Below are 16,027 nucleotides of genomic sequence, written 5' to 3' on the forward strand. Positions count from 1 at the left end.
ATCTCCGATTTGGCAACGAAGGAAAAAAGCCCCCGCATGATCAATCATGCGGGGGCTTTTTTTATTGTACGCGATGTTCAGCGGAGCGATTGCTTACATCATGCCGCCCATGCCGCCCATGCCGCCCATGCCACCCATACCGCCGGCTCCGGCGCCAGCCATCGGGTCTGAGGATTTTTCCTCGGGCTTGTCAGCGATCATGGCTTCGGTGGTGAGCATCAGCGAGGCAACGCTGCCTGCGTTCTGAAGGGCAAAGCGGACCACTTTGGTGGGGTCGATAACCCCGGCTGCGATGAGATCTTCATACTCATTGGTCGCCGCGTTGAAACCCATTGCACCTTCGGCGTTTTTAACCTTGTCGATGACGACGCTGCCCTCGTAGCCGGCATTGCCGGCGATCCGGCGCAGAGGCTCCTCAATGGCACGCATAACAACTTTTACACCCAATTTCTGGTCGGATTTGATTTTGATTTTGTCCAGTGCGGGGAGGGTGCGGACCAGCGCGACGCCGCCACCGGGGACGATGCCCTCTTCGACCGCTGCGCGGGTCGCATTGAGAGCGTCTTCAACGCGCGCTTTCTTTTCTTTCATTTCGGTTTCTGTTGCCGCACCGACGTTGATCACGGCGACTCCTCCGATTAGTTTGGCCAGACGTTCCTGCAGTTTCTCACGATCGTAATCGGAAGACGTTTCATCGATCTGTGCACGGATCTGTTTGACACGTCCTTCCAATGCGGAGCGCGCACCGGCGCCGTCGACGATGGTGGTGTTGTCTTTGTCGATGCTGATGCGTTTGGCCTTGCCCAGATCGGTGAGGGTCAAGCTCTCGAGTTTGATGCCCAGGTCTTCGGAAACTACCTGACCGCCTGTGAGAATGGCGATGTCTTCCAGCATGGCTTTTCTGCGGTCACCGAATCCGGGGGCTTTGACAGCGGCCACTTGAAGGGTGCCGCGCAGTTTGTTGACGACCAGGGTCGCCAGCGCTTCGCCATCTACGTCTTCGGCGATGATCACCAGGGGCTTGCCCATCTTGGCCACCTGCTCGAGCACGGGCAGCAGGTCTTTCATATTGCTTACTTTTTTCTCATTGATCAGGATGAAGGGATCTTCCAGGGAAACAACCATTTTTTCGGGATCGGTCACGAAGTAGGGAGAGAGATAGCCCCGATCGAACTGCATTCCTTCGACCACATCCAAGGTGGTCTCCATGCCTTTGGCTTCTTCCACGGTGATTACGCCTTCTTTGCCCACCTTGTTCATTGCCTCGGCGATAATGTTGCCGATTGTTTCGTCATTGTTGGCGGAAATGGTTCCAACCTGGGCGATCTCTCGCTGATCCTTGGTCGGCTTGCTCATCTTGTGAAGCTCTTTGACGGCCACTTCAACCGCTTTGTCGATGCCGCGTTTGATGGCCATGGGGTTGTTGCCTGCAGCTACGAGCTTCTGCCCTTCCTCATAGATGGCGCGAGCGAGAACCGTTGCGGTGGTGGTGCCGTCACCGGCCATATCACTGGTTTTGCTGGCCACTTCTTTCACCATCTGGGCGCCCATGTTTTCAAACTTGTCTTCCAGTTCGATCTCTTTGGCAACGGTGACGCCGTCCTTGGTAACGGTGGGAGAACCCCATGACTTATCGATAACCACGTTTCTGCCCTTGGGTCCTAATGTGACAACCACTGCATCGGCAAGCGCCTTGACGCCGTTGAGCATCGCTTCGCGGGCTTTCATATCATATTTAATTACTTTTCCAGCCATTTTTCATAACCTCCATAGTCTGTCGTTAGTTGGGTAATCCCTTACTCAATGACGCCGAGCACGTCGTCTTCGCGCATGATCAGATACTCTTCACCGTCGATTTTTACTTCGGTTCCAGAGTACTTTCCAAATAGAATCCGGTTGCCGACCTTGATCTCCAGTGCCACTCGCTTGCCGTCATCCCCAACCTTACCATTTCCTACGGCCTTGACCTTTCCTTCGGCCGGTTTTTCCTTAGCGGTATCCGGGATGATAATGCCGCCTTTGGTTGTGGTCTCCTCTTCGACGCGCTGCACCAGAATTCGATCCTGCAATGGTCTGAGTTTCATCGTTCCTTCTCTCCTTTTTAGTTTAGCACTTGTGTTGATCATCAAAAAAACAAAGCCACACAACTATTTTAAACAGGCCAGTCCTCATGACCTTATTCCAAACAAATGTCGTCGCATACGCTGATTTTTTTCAGGAAGACGAAAGATTCAATAATCTAATCACACGTCATGATTTGTAAAGAGTGGACGTCATTTTTTGTACGCGGAAACCACCGCATTCCATATCGATCAGCGGCGGCAGATAGCGCCGGGGGCGTATCATTGGAACCGCTCAAATCAATCCTCACCCGCTTTGGCTTTAGATTCAGAGGCGCCGGTACTGCTTGTTTTACTTTCGGTCGTGGCTGAATCCGAAGTTTTGCCGCTGGATTCAACTGCCGGCTTCTTGGAATAGTCCGTCACATACCAGCCGGTGCCTTTCAGGTGGAAGCTGCTCTGGGAAATGAGCTTGCTCAGCTTTCCCGAGCAATGCCTGCATGTGGTTAACGGGGCATCTGAAAATTTTTGAATGACCTCTTCTATTCCTCCGCAATCCGCACATTGGTATTCATACAGCGGCATGGTTTTGATTCTCCTGTAAGGTATTGCAAAAATTAAATAAAATTAGGTGTCCCGCCTGAATGACTGCTTTAATATATGTCAATTTTCGTGCTTGTCAAGAAAATGCCGGCGAAAATCAGGGGATGGTTTTTAACCCGTCAAAGGGGGGGCGCCAGGTGCCGTAGAAATCAAGTACGGCTCCCAGTCCGGCGGTCTTCAGGGGATCAAGAATGTCGTGGGTGATGCCGTGTACCCGTCGCTCTTCAATCAGTTTTTCAACCTCGCTGGCGTTGAAGTTTTGCTGGAAGCGGCTGAAACGGACGATATGGACCAATTCATGGGTGACCACATACAAGGCAAAGGGGGAGAGTCTGATTTCCGGACGCCTCCTGAGGATTTCAAGGATGGAATGATCCTGAATACATATCTTATAGAAATCGTATGCGCTAGATCCCAGGACCCCGCCTTTGAGTTTGCCCTCATATCGGATGATTTGGGCGAAGGGGCCGGTGACGATTTCATCTTCGGCCAGATCGGCAAGGGTTTTTACATCGTATTTTGGGCGCAACCACTGACTTGCCGACATTTTATAGTAGTTGCTGACCACCTCTTCGGCCATGGCGACGGCGTTGTTGACAATTGCCAGTTCATCGTCTTTGAATGTGGAGACACCAAACTTTTTTTTCATTAAATTCCTGTAGCATACCCCATTTCTTGGATCAATGGCTTTATCGATTGAGCCGGCAGCGGCAATGGGCCGCTTTTGTTTCACTGTGCTGATATTGGTCGTTGGATCCCCTCGTTGGATGGTTGAACGGCAGTTGTCGTTTAAAAAATGATGGACAAGAACGGTGCAATGATATAAGAGAACGAGTTTATCCAGATATCTTATTATGAATGGGGGTGATCTGTTGGGCAGCGTGATCAAAAAAAGAAGAAAAAAGATGCGCAAGCATAAGCACCGAAAGTTGTTGGCCCGTACGCGGCATCAGAGAAGAAAGGGTAAATAATGACACCTGCGCACTTCTGTGATGGACACCAATAAAAAAGCACCGGCACAGCGCGCGTCGGTGCTTTTGTTTCCTTTTATGCAATTTGCCGCTACGGCCGTCCCGCCGTTTTCCCTTCGTAACCCTTCATGTACTTGAAGATCTCAGAATCCGTTGACAGGATGATTGAGCTGTTTTCGGAGAGCGCCTCGTTGTAGACCTCCAATGTTTTGATGAAGGAATAAAACTCCGCGTCCAACCCGTAGGCCTTGGCATAGAGCCTTGTCGATTCGGCATCCGCCTTACCCTTGACCTCCTGCGCCGTCCGGTAGGCTTCCGATTCGATACGCTTCAACTCACGCTCTTTTTCGCCCAGGATCTTCTGGGCTTCGCCTTTTCCTTCGGACCTGAATTTCTGGGCAATCTGTTTTCTCTCGGCAATCATCCGCTCGTAGACGGATGTTCTGACCTCTTCAACATAATTGACCCGTTTTATCTTTACATCCACCAGTTCAATCCCGAAATTGGACAGTTTGGGCCTGGCCTGGTTCAGGATGCCGGTGTCGATCTGGTCCCGGCCGACAAATACCTGGGAGAACCGGACGGGCTTGTCTTCCTGTGTACTAGCATTTTCTGACCCGTCACCCAGGTCCTCGAAGGTGTCCAGTTCGCGGTTGCTGTTTCGAACGGCTTCGATGAGGCGGTTGGAAGTGATAAAATTTCTCACGGTGGGATCGATGATTTCGTCCAGCCGCTGCTGAGCCCGGTTTACGTAGCCCACCGTTTTGAAAAAGAGGACGGGGTCGACGATCTTCCAGCGGGCAAATGTGTTCACCCATATGTAGGTCTTGTCCTTGGTCGGGATCTGCCCCGGGTCTCCGTCCCATTCCTGAAGGTTGTTGGGAAAAACCAGCGCTTTTTCGATGACCGGAAGCTTGAATCGCAGTCCGGGTGTCAACACCGTCCGCTGGACCTTGTCGAATCGGGTGATCACCACCTGTTCGGTTTCATCTACGGTGTAGGCACAGATGAACAGGAGCAATACCAGTGCGCCGGCCGCAGCCAGCAGTGCTTTTATTTTCATTTTGATTCACCCTCACTGTTTCCGAGGTTCAAGAGCGGCAGGATGTTCTGCTGGTCTGCATCCACGATAAATTTCCGGTTGATCTTCGGCAGGAGTTCCTTGAGCGATTCCAGATAGAGCCTTCGTTTGGTCACGTCTTTGGCCTTGACATATTCGCTGTACAGGTCCGTGAATCGGGCTGCATCACCCTGGGCCCGATTGATCCGATCCAGCGCATAGCCTTCGGCGGCTTTGATGGTTCTTTCCGCTTCACCCTTGGCGGCCGGGATGGCCTTGTTATAGTCTTCCCGGGCCTGGTAGATCATCTTCTCTTTCTCCTGGGTGGCCTGGTTGACTTCGTTGAAGGAGGCCTGCACCGGCGTGGGCACATTGGTCTTCTTCATTTCCACAGTGACCACGTTGATACCTGTCTCGGCTGCATCCAACTCTTCCTGGAGCACTCGATGGGCTTCCACGGCAATCTCATCACGCTTGGTGATCACTTCGTTGATGCTTCTGTCACCGACCACCAGGCGCATGCTGGACTCGGACAGGTCCCGCAGCAGGCCATTGGCATCTTTCACCTTGAACAGGAAATTGTAAGGATCCTTGATCTTGTATTGAACGATCCACGGCACCACCGCCACATTCAGGTCGCCGGTGAGCATCAAGGAAATGTTGGCCGTATCCGAGGCCGATGCGTACCTGCCATCAATCTCGCCACGCTCCGACTGGAAGCCGAACTCTTCCTTATAGACGCGGTCCTGGCGAACCTTGGTGACTTTTTCGATGCCGAAGGGCAGTTTGAAGTTGGGGCCCGGCTCGGCGATCCGGACAAACTTGCCGAAACGCTGAACAACGCCGACTGAACCGGACTCGATGGTAAAAAAGACAGAATAGCCGAACATCAGCGCAGCGATGACAACAATAATCAGCAGCGAACCGCCCGGCGGTTTGAATTTCTTTAACTGATTGATGATATCATCCATTTGTGGAGGAACGCCGCCGGGTTGCTGTTGGTGCTGACGGTTTAACTTTTCCCAATCCCAAGCCATTTCTTATCCTTCGTGTAGGTGGTGATGCTGCGATGGTGCCTTCTGCCGCATTCATGATCGCCGGTGTTGCCAATCGACCCCGGTGTGGTACCAAGGGGGCGCCCATATGGACCGTGCGGCGTGTGCACGTCGGCGAAAAGACGAATTGCTGCCGGCTATAGACGAATTCCAAATGTGGTTAATTTAAGGTTGGCATCCCGTTAAGTCAAGGGAAATCAAAGGGAAGCATCCACCTGGCGTACTTTCAACGGGGCTGCCGTGGGTTTGGGTTGACTTCTTGGAGGACACTTCCTATACCGGCACGATGGCCACTGCGATTCAATTCCGTTTTTTCCCGGCCCCAGAGGAGAGCGATCCAGTATGGAGAAAAAAAGTCGACCGAACAGCACGTTCACACCGATTGGCCAGGTGCTGGATTCCATTCTCGATCAATGCCGGTCCGAGAGCGGCGGAGGTATCCTGCACCTGATCCATGTGTGGGAAAAAGCGGTGGGACCGCCGATTTCTGAAAACGCGAAACCGTTTGCCGTCAAGGGATCGATTCTCTTGGTGCATGTGTCCAGTTCCGCGTGGCTGCACCAGCTCCGTTTTTTGAAAGCCGAACTGCTGGATAAGCTCAACCGCAGTCTCGCAAACGAACGCCTCGAGGACATCAAGTTCAAAATTGGTTCGTTCTAAAATTCACCTGATCCAGGTGCCCGCTGCGACGGTTTCCCCTTGCTTGTAAAAAGTGAACCGGCGTCACCAGCGGCTGCGCCTGCATGCTGCCGGCTCTTTGTGCCGGGGAAGACGTCAAGCGCCATGGAACCGCTGACCCGCGATCATTTCTTTGATGGCAGGATCATCCTGAATCAACCGGAATCAGGCTATCGGTTTTCCATCGATGCGGTTATTCTCTCCCATCTGGTCAGCCCGGCACCCGGTGAGACCGTACTGGACCTGGGCACCGGTTGTGGGGTGATCCCCATCATGCTGGCCTTCAGGCATCCGGACATCCGCGTGATTGGCGTGGAGATCCAGTCCTCACTCTCCAGACTCGCCCGGCAGAATGTTGCCGATAACCGCTTGACCCACCGGATTCGAACGATTGAAAAGGATATCGGGAAGTTGCTCTTATCGGATATCGGGGGGCCGGTTGACCGGGTGGTGACCAACCCGCCCTACCGTAAACTGGACAGCGGCAGAATCAATGCCGACAGCCAGAGGGCCGTGGCGCGGCATGAATTGAAAACCGATCTGGAAACGGTGCTGCAGACCGCCCGACGGATGCTACGCAAGGCCGGGCGGTTTTCCATCATCTATCCGTCCGTCCGAAGCGTTGACCTCTTAGCGATGATGCGATCCACCGGGATAGAGCCGAAATCCCTGACGATGATCCATTCCAAGCCGGCGTCTCCGGCCAGGTTGGTGGCGGTAACGGGGGTCAAAGGCGGACGCCCGGGCCTCGAGGTCGGCCCGCCGCTTGAGCTGTATCATGAGGACGGGTCTTATACCCGAACCCTCCAAGCGATGTTTTCCGGCTGAACCGATCGACGCGTTACGAAAGGGCTCGCCTATTCCCTCAAGGTGTTCATCACCAGCCCCGATTTTACTTTCGGATAGAAATAGGTTGATTTCCGAGGCATGATCAATCCTTTCTGGGCGACCTCCTGAACCTGTTCGATGCGGGTGGGGTTGAGAATGAAAGCCACATCATAGGCGCCGGTGTCGATTGACTGAAAAGCCTTGTCCGCGGTACTGGCGTATCCGATGAGCTGCTCGTTGTCCAGGCGGATCTGGTCAAATCCAAGAACCGTCATAAACACCAGGCGGGTCAGCACCGTTACGTCCAGATACCGCAGCGATGGATCCAATTCATCCGAGAACAAGCGATCCATCACGCCGGCCTTGAGGGTTAGCAGATAGAAAATCGGTGATCGGTGGGCATAGATGCCCATGCGCTGCCGATTCCCCCCGTCGCTGAGGGCGGCCAGGAAGGATTGTTCAACCTGTTGGCGATCAGTCGCGGTAAAGGGGTGCTCGGCGACGTCGAAGTAGGTGCGTATTTTCACCATCGCCAGTTGCAGATCCTCGGTACTGACTGCTTTGAGAAGGCGATGGGCTGGAAGAATGACCAGCCCCGGATCGCTCATGCTGCACAGGTACATCAGGACATAGTTTGCCGGATGACGGTCGCTGAAAGACGGATCCGTTTCCTTGAGATGCTTTCTGAAATTCAATGCGGTTTCGTAGCGGTGATGGCCGTCAGCAATGAACAGTCGCTTGTCCTGCATGGCCGCGGCCACCTGCCGGTGAACCGTCGGATCGAGGATTCGCCACAACTGGTGCCGGTGGCCCTGATCGTCCGTAAACGCAACGATGGGTGCGGTCTGGTCAACGGCATCTTCGAGGGATACCAGCATGCCGCCGTCATCAGGGTACAATGAGAATATCGGACAATAGTTGCAATGGGTGGCCTTCATCAACTGGAGCCTTTCGGACCGGACTTTCGAGAAGGTCTTCTCATGTGGGAGAATAATGCGCTTTTCGAAGGGTTCGAGGCCGACCCGCGCAATCAGTCCGTAGCGGGTAATGGTTTGTTCTCCATGGGCGTAGGTGATGGCCTTTAGATAAAGGGCCGGCTGTTCATCCTGCTTGAGAATGCCTTCAGACAACCATCGCCGATAATATTGCGCCGAGCGGGTATGGGGATTTTCCAAGGCGTTGTCGGTCGCTTTGGCTCGGCCCAGAATCAGGCGGATGACATTGTATGGATGTCTCTCGTAAAAGGCCGCCTGCTCATCAGGGGCGATTACATCGTAGGGCGGTGTCGTAACTTCCGCACTGTCGGCTATTTTTTCCGGGTTGTAGAGGATCCCTTTTAACGGCAAAACAGTTGCCATGGATTATCTTTTCCTTTCTTTCTGTTGGGGCAGATGCCAAATCGAACTCAATACTACAGGATGCCTTTTCAGTTCAAGAACAATCCGAATGATGCATCGCTGCGGGTGGCCGGACATCACCAGAAAGACCAACTTGAGGGTTGACAAACCGAGCCCAAAAAGGATATCGAGTGCTTCTTTAAGCTTGTGCCTGTGAGGGGAAAGGAGAGGTGGCCGAGCGGCTGAAGGCCCCGCTCTCGAAAAGCGGTATCCTGCCAAAAGTGGGATCGTGGGTTCGAATCCCACCCTCTCCGCCATTTTCCGAAGGAGGCTTGCACGAGCACCGTTCAGATTCATCTGCCCTATGCGGAGAGATGTCCGAGTTGGCTGAAGGAGCACGACTGGAAATCGTGTGTGTCGTTTATAGCGGCACCGAGGGTTCGAATCCCTCTCTCTCCGCCACAACCCTTTGTACCCGTCCCGCCTCTTTTCCCGCACATCGGTTTTCCCGACCGCTTTTCCCAACCCCTGACGGGACGAAGCCCGGGAGATTCCGGGTTGCCACCCGCCAGCGCATGGGATACACTAAGGCGGCAAATCGGTGTCCAAGGAAAGGCGTAAATGGCTTATCTGGTTCTAGCGCGAAAATACCGGCCACAGGTATTTGAGGATGTGGTCGGACAAGAGCATGTCACCCGGACCCTGAAAAATGCCATCAGTGGCGAAAGGGTCGCACATGCCATCTTGTTTTCGGGACCGAGGGGAACCGGCAAAACGACGATCGCCCGGATACTGGCCAAGGCCGTGAACTGTGAATCCGGACCGACGCCGACCCCATGCAACGCCTGCCGCTCCTGTCGGGACATCACGGCTGGACGCGGCGTGGATGTGTTCGAGATCGACGGTGCCTCCAACAACAGTGTGGATCAGGTCAGAGAACTCCGGGACAACAGCCGCTACATGCCGGCTCACAGCCGCTACAAGATCTATATAATCGATGAAGTCCACATGTTGAGCATCGCCGCCTTCAATGCCCTGCTCAAGACGCTCGAAGAGCCGCCGGCGCACGTCTTGTTTTTCTTCGCCACCACCGAGGTCCATAAAATTCCCATCACGATACTTTCACGATGTCAGCGCCACGACCTGAGGCGTATCGAGACCGCCGCCATTTCACAGCATATGGAATACCTTTGCCGGCAGGAGTCGGTATCCATCTCCTCGGGCAACCTGTGGGCCATTGCACAAGAATCCGGCGGCAGCATGCGCGATGCGCTGAGCCTCCTGGACCAGGTCCTGGCCTGCGGAGACGGTCAGGCCGACGATAAATATGTGACGAACCTGCTGGGGGGGATGGACCGCCAGGTGCTATTCGAGCTTTCCGAGGCGACCTTTACCAGGGACATCTCCAGAACCTTGACGCTCATCGACTCCGTTTTTAAAAACGGCCAGGATTTGAAGCGTTTCTTCGCGGATCTGCTGATGCATTTTCGTCACCTGATGCTCGTCAAGATGGATGCACGGCCGGACGCACTGGTGGATCTTCCGCCCAACGACATTCAAACCATGGCCGGGCAGGTTGAAGGGGTTTCCATTGCCTTTATCGATCAGGTGTTCACCGTGCTGTTCAACGCCGAGCCCAGCGTCCGCCATGCTTCACAGCCCAGGCTGGCCATCGAGATGGCCTTTTTCAAGATTCAACAAATCACGCCGGCGTTGCCCATCGATTTGTTGATCGAACGCTTGGACACGCTCCTGAACGATCCGAACCTCAGGCCGGTGCCGGGTGTTGTTGAGGCCCAATCTGCCTACGGGGATGCCGTGACACCACCAATGAACCAACCACGCAGCCAACCCGCTGAAGATCATCTTGCGGTTTCACCGGCGGCACCTGCAGGGGATGAGTCCCCCGCTGCGCCGGATAGGGTTCCGCCGGGTGACCATGGCCCCGGAAGTGATGCCTGGAGGGGGATCATTGCGCGTATCGCAGAAACCAAACCGTCCATTGCCACGGCGCTTTCCCGGTCACAGCTGGTATCTGTGTCGGAACAGGCCTTCATCGTGGAGGTGCGTGACAATGACTACTCGATGAACCTGGTCAAAAAGAACCTAAGCATGATCGACGCCGTATGTCGCGAGCTTGCCGGTCGGGGAATCCATGCCGACTTTTTCAGCGGTGATGCGCAGGAGAACCCGGCGGCATCGGCGAAGCAGAAGGCGGATGACATCAGACAAAAACTGCTCAATCATCCGCTGCTGGCGGATACAGTCGAGATTTTCAGCGGAAAAATAGAAGAGATAAAAATCAGATAGGAGGGAAAGCCTATGAAGGGCATGGGAAACATGATGAAGCAGGCCCAGAAACTGCAATCCAAGATGCTGCGCATGCAGGAGGAACTGGCCACCAAAACCGTTGAGACCACCGCCGGCGGCGGCATGATCACCGTCGTGGCCAACGGTGCCCAGCAGATCGTTTCGATAAAGATAGAAAAGGAAGTGGTGGATCCCGAAGATGTGGAGATGCTCCAGGACCTGGTGCTCGCCGCGGTCAACGATGCGCTGGTAAAATCACAGGAAATGGTTTCCGGAGAAATGGGAAAACTCACCGGCGGCATGAAGATCCCCGGCCTGATGTGATGGACTATTACCCCGGATCAATCAAAGCCCTGATCAGGAGCCTGGCCCGACTGCCGGGCATCGGCCAGAAAACCGCCGAGCGGTTGGCGATGCACATTCTCCAGCAACCGGACGAAGACGCCCATCGGCTCGCCAGAAGCATTGTGGAATTGAAAAAAAAACTGCGCTTGTGCAGCCGGTGCTTTGCCTTCAGTGACGATGTCCTGTGCCGGATATGTAACGACCCCTCCCGCGAAAGTGGCCTGATCTGTGTCGTGGAACAGCCGGCAGACATGGCATCCATCGAAAAGTCAGGCGCCTTCAAGGGCTGCTACCATATCCTGGGGGGGGGGCTTTCACCCATGGATGGCATCGGGCCCGATGACATCAAGATTGCGGAACTGGTGACCCGGGTGGAGAAAGAAGACGTCTGCGAGATCATTCTTGCCACCGGAACGAATGTGGAGGGGGAATCCACGGCCGCATACATCGCCGGGATTCTGGCCTCCCTGCCGGTGAAGGTGACCCGCATTGCTTCGGGGGTGCCTATGGGCGGAGATTTAAAATATGTGGACCAAGTGACCCTGAAGCGTGCGATGGAGAGCAGGCATGGGATCTGATGAAGCGGCTTGCCGAGCACTGTTTGCCTGCACCCTGTGCGGCGACTGCTGCAGCGGATATGGCGGTACCTTCCTGTCCGATATGGACATCGATGCGATTGCGCGCTACCTGGGGATATCGGCCGATCAACTGGTGGCGCGCTACACACGCAAGTCCGGCGGCAGACACCTGATCGCGCAGGGGAATAACGGCTACTGCGTTTTCTGGGACAAGGTCTGCACCATTCATCCGGTTAAACCGAAAATGTGCCGCCAGTGGCCCTTTATCAGCAGCATCCTGGTGGATGTGAACAACTGGAAGGCCATGGCGGCATCCTGCCCGGGGATGGACGCCGATGCGCCGGATCAACAGATAATCGAATGTGTGAAAAAGGCATTGGCAGGCGCGTAGTGCGGATCCACTCATTCGGTTACCAATCTTAACGCCATAACTTCTCATCCACCATGCGGTACTCAGGCTCTTCCTGTGAATCGTCGCCACCCCGGACCAAGATATTTCTGCTTTCCAATTGGCGCAGTTCATGTTCGAGTGCGGCCTGGCTGCCATTCCATTTTGCCTGAAGGGTCTTGACGGTGATGGTGGCTCCCGCATCGGCCACCGCACAGCACAGCAGGTAAAGCGATACCGTCTCCACATCGAGATTCATTGAAAATATCTTCTGGCTCATGGCCGGTTCCACCGAATTGCCGTTCATGGTGTTCTCCTGATCCTAACCGATCATCGTGTACTTGGGGCCGGCGATGAGCAGGTTGTTTGAAATGGTCGATTGGATTTTCTCCATCATGCTGCCGAACATGATATCCCTGATAATCCCGTGACCGTAAGCCCCCAGAACGACCAAGGCATTGTGGGGCACGTCATACAGGTTGTCCTCGAAGCGGCCCTTTTCGAAAAATGTCCATTGGTTCAAAACGCCTTCCAGTAGTTTTTCCAGGCCTTTTTCCCGGACAATGGACCGGTATTCCGAGGGTGTCTTTTTATCCACCTGGGTATAGATGTCCAGGGACATACCGGTTATTTTGGCGATCCTGACACCCAGTCGCAGGGCGTTGACCGCATTGGCGGATCCGCCGAAAAAGACGGCGATATTTTGCCAGGGTTTATACACCGGGCTGGTAATAAGAACCGGAAAACGGGCTGCCTGGATGATTCGACGAACCCGCGGACCGATGTAGCCCAGCCCGATTTTTGAGGAGAGATCGCTGATGCTGCGTGGACAGCACATAAACTCAAAACTGGTGGGAATGTCCGGAAGGGTCGAGGCGGTGTAGTTCTTTGGCGTAAAAAAATCCGGCTTGATCGTTGCTTCGTCGAGCAGGTGCTCCACGTGCATGACAGCCGTGCCCGGATCATTCAGGTAGGATGGATCCAGGTCCACCTGAACCACGTCATTTTCGAAATACATCAAAAACTTGGTGGATTCAGGAATATAGATGGTCGGCAACACACCCATCTTCTGGCAGAAATAGATGGACTGGAGCAGCGTCTCCCTGCCCAGCGGCGTATTCCTGAATATATGGAACAATTTTTGGGTCATGGGTGTTTCTCCTTTTCGCGTTCTTCCTTCCGGACCGCTGCCGGACCGCGGTTGCCCTTTTACAAGCGGCCGGTCTGCACCATCAGTTCCTTGCGGTACTGATCCAGCAAAGTGGCTTTGGATATCATTCCCCGAAAGCGCCCGTCCGAAACTACCGGCATACTGAAAATGCGGTCATCATCCATTTTTTGCAGGACATCGGCAAGGTCGTCATGCAGGGATACCGTTTTCACATGGGGGTCCATCAGTTGGCCGGTCAGTACCGCGTGATGCATGGCGGGGTCGAACAGGTACGGCCGGATGTCATCGAGGTGGATCATGCCGACAAACTGGCGGCTTTGCTGATCTTCAACAGGAAAGTAGTTGCGGTGAGAGGCTTTGACAATGCCAACAAAGTCCGCCAGGCGCATATCGGGGTGAACGCAGATACAGTCGGTTTCCAGAAGCTCTTGAATACTCAGGTCCGTCAGCACGCGGGCGTCGGTGCCGGGGCGCAGCAGTTGTCCCTGTTCCACCAGGTCTTTCAGATAAAAGGACGCCGGCTCCAGGTAGTGGCATAGCGTGGTGGAGATCGCCGAGACAACGATCAATGGGAGGATCACTTCGTAGCCGCCGGTAATCTCGATCACCAAAAAAATACCCGTGAGGGGTGCCTGCAGAATACCGCTGATGAGGCCGGCCATGCCCAGCAGTGCGAAACAGCCTTCGTTGACCCAATGCACCGAGGACCATACCATGGCCATCAGCCGGTGAAAACTCAGGCCCACGAATGCGCCGATGACCAGGCAAGGGGCGAATATCCCTCCGGAACCGCCTGACCCCAAAGTCAGCGCGGTGGCCAATATCTTGACCAGGGCGATCACGGCCACCAGCAGAAAGCCGCCCGAGAAGCCTCCCTCGATGGCGGTGCGGATGGCATGATAGCCTTCGCCGAGAACATACGGCAGAAAGTAGCCGATGGCACCAACCATGCTGCCGCCGACGGCGGCGCGGACCCACACGGGCAGGGTGACGCCCTTGGACACGTGGTGCATGGAACGCAGCGCTCGGGTCAGCAGGATGGAGGCCAGTGCACAAATAACGGCCAGTCCGACGCAGGCCAGAATGTCATGGAAATGAATGTTGAAGTCCCTGTGGGCAAAGGCGATCTGGTTACCCTTGAGCAGGCGGCTCACCTCGGTTCCCGCCACTGCGGCAATGGCAATGGGGATGATATTCATGGTGCTCCACTCACCAAGGATGACTTCGATAGCGAATACCATTCCTGAAATGGGGGCATTGAATATGGCGGCGATGGCGCCTGCCGCACCGCATCCCACCAGCGCCACCCGCTGGCGGTCATTGAGCGAGAAGGCCTGGGCGATGTTTGATCCAATGGCCGCTCCGCTCATCACCACCGGCGCTTCCGGGCCTGCGGACCCACCGCTGCCGATGGTCAGAAAACTGGAGATCAGGCGGGAAAAACTGGATCGCAGGCGCAGCAGGCCGCCGTACCGGGAGACGGCGTAGATAACTTCGGGAACACCGTGTCCGGCGCCTTCGTTGACGATCTTTTCCAGAAACAGGGAAGAGAGCGCGGCTCCGGCCGCCGGAAGAAAAATGGCCCACCAGTAAACCCGGTAATGATGCAGCCATTCCAGCATGGTTTCCAGGCTGCGGTTTAACAACAGGGCCGCCAGACCGCTGCAGATACCCACGACGATGGCGAAGATCATCAGCAGCAATCGGTCATCGGACCTGAACAGGGACCAACTGCCCGGGTATTTCAATTTTTTAAAAAGGCGAGTCATAGGGTGTTGCCGGTTCCAGTTTAGGCCTGATCCGCAGGTGGCGACGGGTTCCGGCTACGATCAGAAACGGTGCCGGCTCCGGGCGGGTTGCCTCGAGTTATGGATGCTTCGGTTGCGCTCATGATGATCAGAGGTCGTCCAGCTGCCTTTCAAATTCGGCGATGCGCGAATAGAGATCCGCAGCTTCGGGATGCCGGTTTAAAAAGGCCACAAACCCCCTGTCCCGGATGCAATAGGAGAGTCTGGAAAGCAGGTGCAGGTGGTGTTTGACCGTCGGACTGATCAGCAAGAAGAAAACCGACACCGGCTGGTCGTCTATGGCATTGAAGTCCACCGGCGTTTCCAGAAAACAAGTGGTGATGACCGGCAGTTCGGGCGGCTGAGAGAGCGGATCCCGGGGGTGGGGGATGGCGATGCCGTTGCCTATGCCAGTGGACGCCAATTGTTCGCGTTCGATCAGTTTTTCAAAAAGCTCTTCACGACTATCCCCTGACAGAAAATCGATGCAGTCGACTGCCGATCGAAAGACCGCAGCGGCATCCTTTCCGGTGATCCGGTGACAAACCTTTCCCCGTTGCATGGCCGAAGCCAGGGAATCCAGCGCTTCGGGTGGGAGATCATCGGCCTGATTGCCGTTCAGGGAAAATGGCAAATTGTGCGTGGCAGCCCATTTTTCCAATGCCGAGTGAGAAAAAACCGCATCGGCGCCGCTGCGCTGAATTGGAATTCTTCCCTGGCGGATCCATCGTTCGACCGTGGATACGGGAAGATTAAGGCCCCCGGCCACTGTTTTCATGGGTAGTTTCATGGCTGCATTCCGAACCAATCAATACAGAAAAATTTAAAAACCATAAAACTACGCTGATATTTATGA

Annotated in this window: 18 protein-coding genes and 2 tRNA genes; 9 read left to right on the top strand and 11 right to left on the bottom strand. The window is 54.8% G+C overall.

The genetic code is table 11. The features are described 5' to 3' along the window. Positions 1 to 93 precede the first annotated feature (93 nt). The 4 genes from groL to ACZCED_RS06030 form a co-directional block, all read right to left on the bottom strand. The gene (gene groL / locus ACZCED_RS06015) at positions 94 to 1,755 is read right to left on the bottom strand and encodes a chaperonin GroEL (protein WP_464860433.1); all 1,662 of its coding nucleotides are present in this window, start codon (positions 1,753 to 1,755) and stop codon (positions 94 to 96) included. 41 nt (positions 1,756 to 1,796) lie between these two features. Then, entirely contained in the window at positions 1,797 to 2,084 is a 288-nt protein-coding gene (gene groES, locus ACZCED_RS06020; protein ID WP_319258132.1) for a co-chaperone GroES, read from the bottom strand. A gap of 276 nt (positions 2,085 to 2,360) precedes the next feature. Continuing rightward, the gene (locus ACZCED_RS06025; RefSeq protein ID WP_462969966.1) at positions 2,361 to 2,645 is read right to left on the bottom strand and encodes an FmdB family zinc ribbon protein; all 285 of its coding nucleotides are present in this window, start codon (positions 2,643 to 2,645) and stop codon (positions 2,361 to 2,363) included. 115 nt (positions 2,646 to 2,760) lie between these two features. Next, positions 2,761 to 3,312, bottom strand: coding sequence for a hypothetical protein (locus tag ACZCED_RS06030; protein ID WP_462969964.1), 552 nt, complete (start codon positions 3,310 to 3,312; stop codon positions 2,761 to 2,763). Between the two features lie 223 nt (positions 3,313 to 3,535). Here ACZCED_RS06030 and ACZCED_RS06035 point away from each other — a divergent pair, with 223 nt between their 5' ends. Then, positions 3,536 to 3,634, top strand: coding sequence for a 30S ribosomal protein bS22 (locus ACZCED_RS06035; protein WP_073474648.1), 99 nt, complete (start codon positions 3,536 to 3,538; stop codon positions 3,632 to 3,634). A gap of 91 nt (positions 3,635 to 3,725) precedes the next feature. Here the strand turns inward: ACZCED_RS06035 and hflC are convergent, their stop codons facing one another. Together hflC and hflK are read right to left on the bottom strand one after the other, a co-directional pair. Continuing rightward, a complete protein-coding gene (hflC, locus tag ACZCED_RS06040) occupies positions 3,726 to 4,697 on the bottom strand; it encodes a protease modulator HflC (RefSeq protein ID WP_462969963.1) in 972 nt (323 codons plus the stop codon). Continuing rightward, positions 4,694 to 5,665 carry an FtsH protease activity modulator HflK gene (gene hflK, locus ACZCED_RS06045; protein ID WP_462969962.1) on the bottom strand — a complete coding sequence of 324 codons (972 nt, stop codon included), beginning with the start codon at positions 5,663 to 5,665 and terminating at the stop codon, positions 4,694 to 4,696. The genes hflC and hflK overlap by 4 nt, the downstream gene beginning before the upstream one ends. Before the next feature lie 426 nt (positions 5,666 to 6,091). Between hflK and ACZCED_RS06050 the strand changes: the two genes are divergently transcribed. Both ACZCED_RS06050 and ACZCED_RS06055 read left to right on the top strand, forming a co-directional pair. Then, complete coding sequence (locus ACZCED_RS06050) at positions 6,092 to 6,409, top strand: DciA family protein (RefSeq protein WP_462969961.1); 318 nt, start codon at positions 6,092 to 6,094, stop codon at positions 6,407 to 6,409. Positions 6,410 to 6,532: 123 nt separating this feature from the next. After that, complete coding sequence (locus tag ACZCED_RS06055; protein ID WP_464860434.1) at positions 6,533 to 7,255, top strand: tRNA1(Val) (adenine(37)-N6)-methyltransferase; 723 nt, start codon at positions 6,533 to 6,535, stop codon at positions 7,253 to 7,255. 29 nt (positions 7,256 to 7,284) lie between these two features. On the opposite strand, the gene ACZCED_RS06060 is transcribed toward ACZCED_RS06055, so the two are convergent. After that, on the bottom strand, positions 7,285 to 8,613 hold the full coding sequence (locus ACZCED_RS06060; RefSeq protein ID WP_462969959.1) for a DUF1015 domain-containing protein: 1,329 nt from the start codon (positions 8,611 to 8,613) through the stop codon (positions 7,285 to 7,287). 203 nt (positions 8,614 to 8,816) lie between these two features. Between ACZCED_RS06060 and ACZCED_RS06065 the strand changes: the two genes are divergently transcribed. The 6 genes from ACZCED_RS06065 to ACZCED_RS06090 all read left to right on the top strand — a co-directional run bounded on the left by ACZCED_RS06065 (position 8,817) and on the right by ACZCED_RS06090 (position 12,216). Next, positions 8,817 to 8,909 (top strand) — tRNA-Ser (locus tag ACZCED_RS06065). Between the two features lie 51 nt (positions 8,910 to 8,960). Further along, a tRNA-Ser gene (locus tag ACZCED_RS06070) sits at positions 8,961 to 9,054 on the top strand. A 159-nt stretch (positions 9,055 to 9,213) separates the two neighbouring features. Further along, positions 9,214 to 10,902 (top strand): DNA polymerase III subunit gamma/tau, encoded by a 1,689-nt coding sequence (gene dnaX / locus ACZCED_RS06075; RefSeq protein WP_462969958.1) that lies wholly within the window; start codon positions 9,214 to 9,216, stop codon positions 10,900 to 10,902. Positions 10,903 to 10,914: 12 nt separating this feature from the next. Further along, a complete protein-coding gene (locus ACZCED_RS06080) occupies positions 10,915 to 11,226 on the top strand; it encodes a YbaB/EbfC family nucleoid-associated protein (protein WP_462969957.1) in 312 nt (103 codons plus the stop codon). Further along, entirely contained in the window at positions 11,226 to 11,825 is a 600-nt protein-coding gene (recR, locus tag ACZCED_RS06085) for a recombination mediator RecR (protein ID WP_462969956.1), read from the top strand. The genes ACZCED_RS06080 and recR overlap by 1 nt, the downstream gene beginning before the upstream one ends. After that, positions 11,815 to 12,216 carry a YkgJ family cysteine cluster protein gene (locus ACZCED_RS06090; RefSeq protein ID WP_464860435.1) on the top strand — a complete coding sequence of 134 codons (402 nt, stop codon included), beginning with the start codon at positions 11,815 to 11,817 and terminating at the stop codon, positions 12,214 to 12,216. Before recR ends, ACZCED_RS06090 begins: the two co-directional genes overlap by 11 nt. Positions 12,217 to 12,244: 28 nt before the next feature. Here the strand turns inward: ACZCED_RS06090 and ACZCED_RS06095 are convergent, their stop codons facing one another. From ACZCED_RS06095 to ACZCED_RS06110, 4 genes are all read right to left on the bottom strand, one after another. After that, positions 12,245 to 12,520 (bottom strand): hypothetical protein, encoded by a 276-nt coding sequence (locus tag ACZCED_RS06095; RefSeq protein WP_462969954.1) that lies wholly within the window; start codon positions 12,518 to 12,520, stop codon positions 12,245 to 12,247. A gap of 15 nt (positions 12,521 to 12,535) precedes the next feature. After that, on the bottom strand, positions 12,536 to 13,363 hold the full coding sequence (locus ACZCED_RS06100) for a universal stress protein (protein ID WP_462969953.1): 828 nt from the start codon (positions 13,361 to 13,363) through the stop codon (positions 12,536 to 12,538). A 59-nt stretch (positions 13,364 to 13,422) separates the two neighbouring features. Next, positions 13,423 to 15,153 (bottom strand): chloride channel protein, encoded by a 1,731-nt coding sequence (locus ACZCED_RS06105; RefSeq protein ID WP_462969952.1) that lies wholly within the window; start codon positions 15,151 to 15,153, stop codon positions 13,423 to 13,425. Positions 15,154 to 15,280: 127 nt separating this feature from the next. Beyond that, a complete protein-coding gene (locus tag ACZCED_RS06110; protein WP_462969951.1) occupies positions 15,281 to 15,961 on the bottom strand; it encodes a PTS sugar transporter subunit IIA in 681 nt (226 codons plus the stop codon). Positions 15,962 to 16,027 lie beyond the last annotated feature (66 nt).

The organism is Desulfosarcina sp., assembly GCF_055467485.1.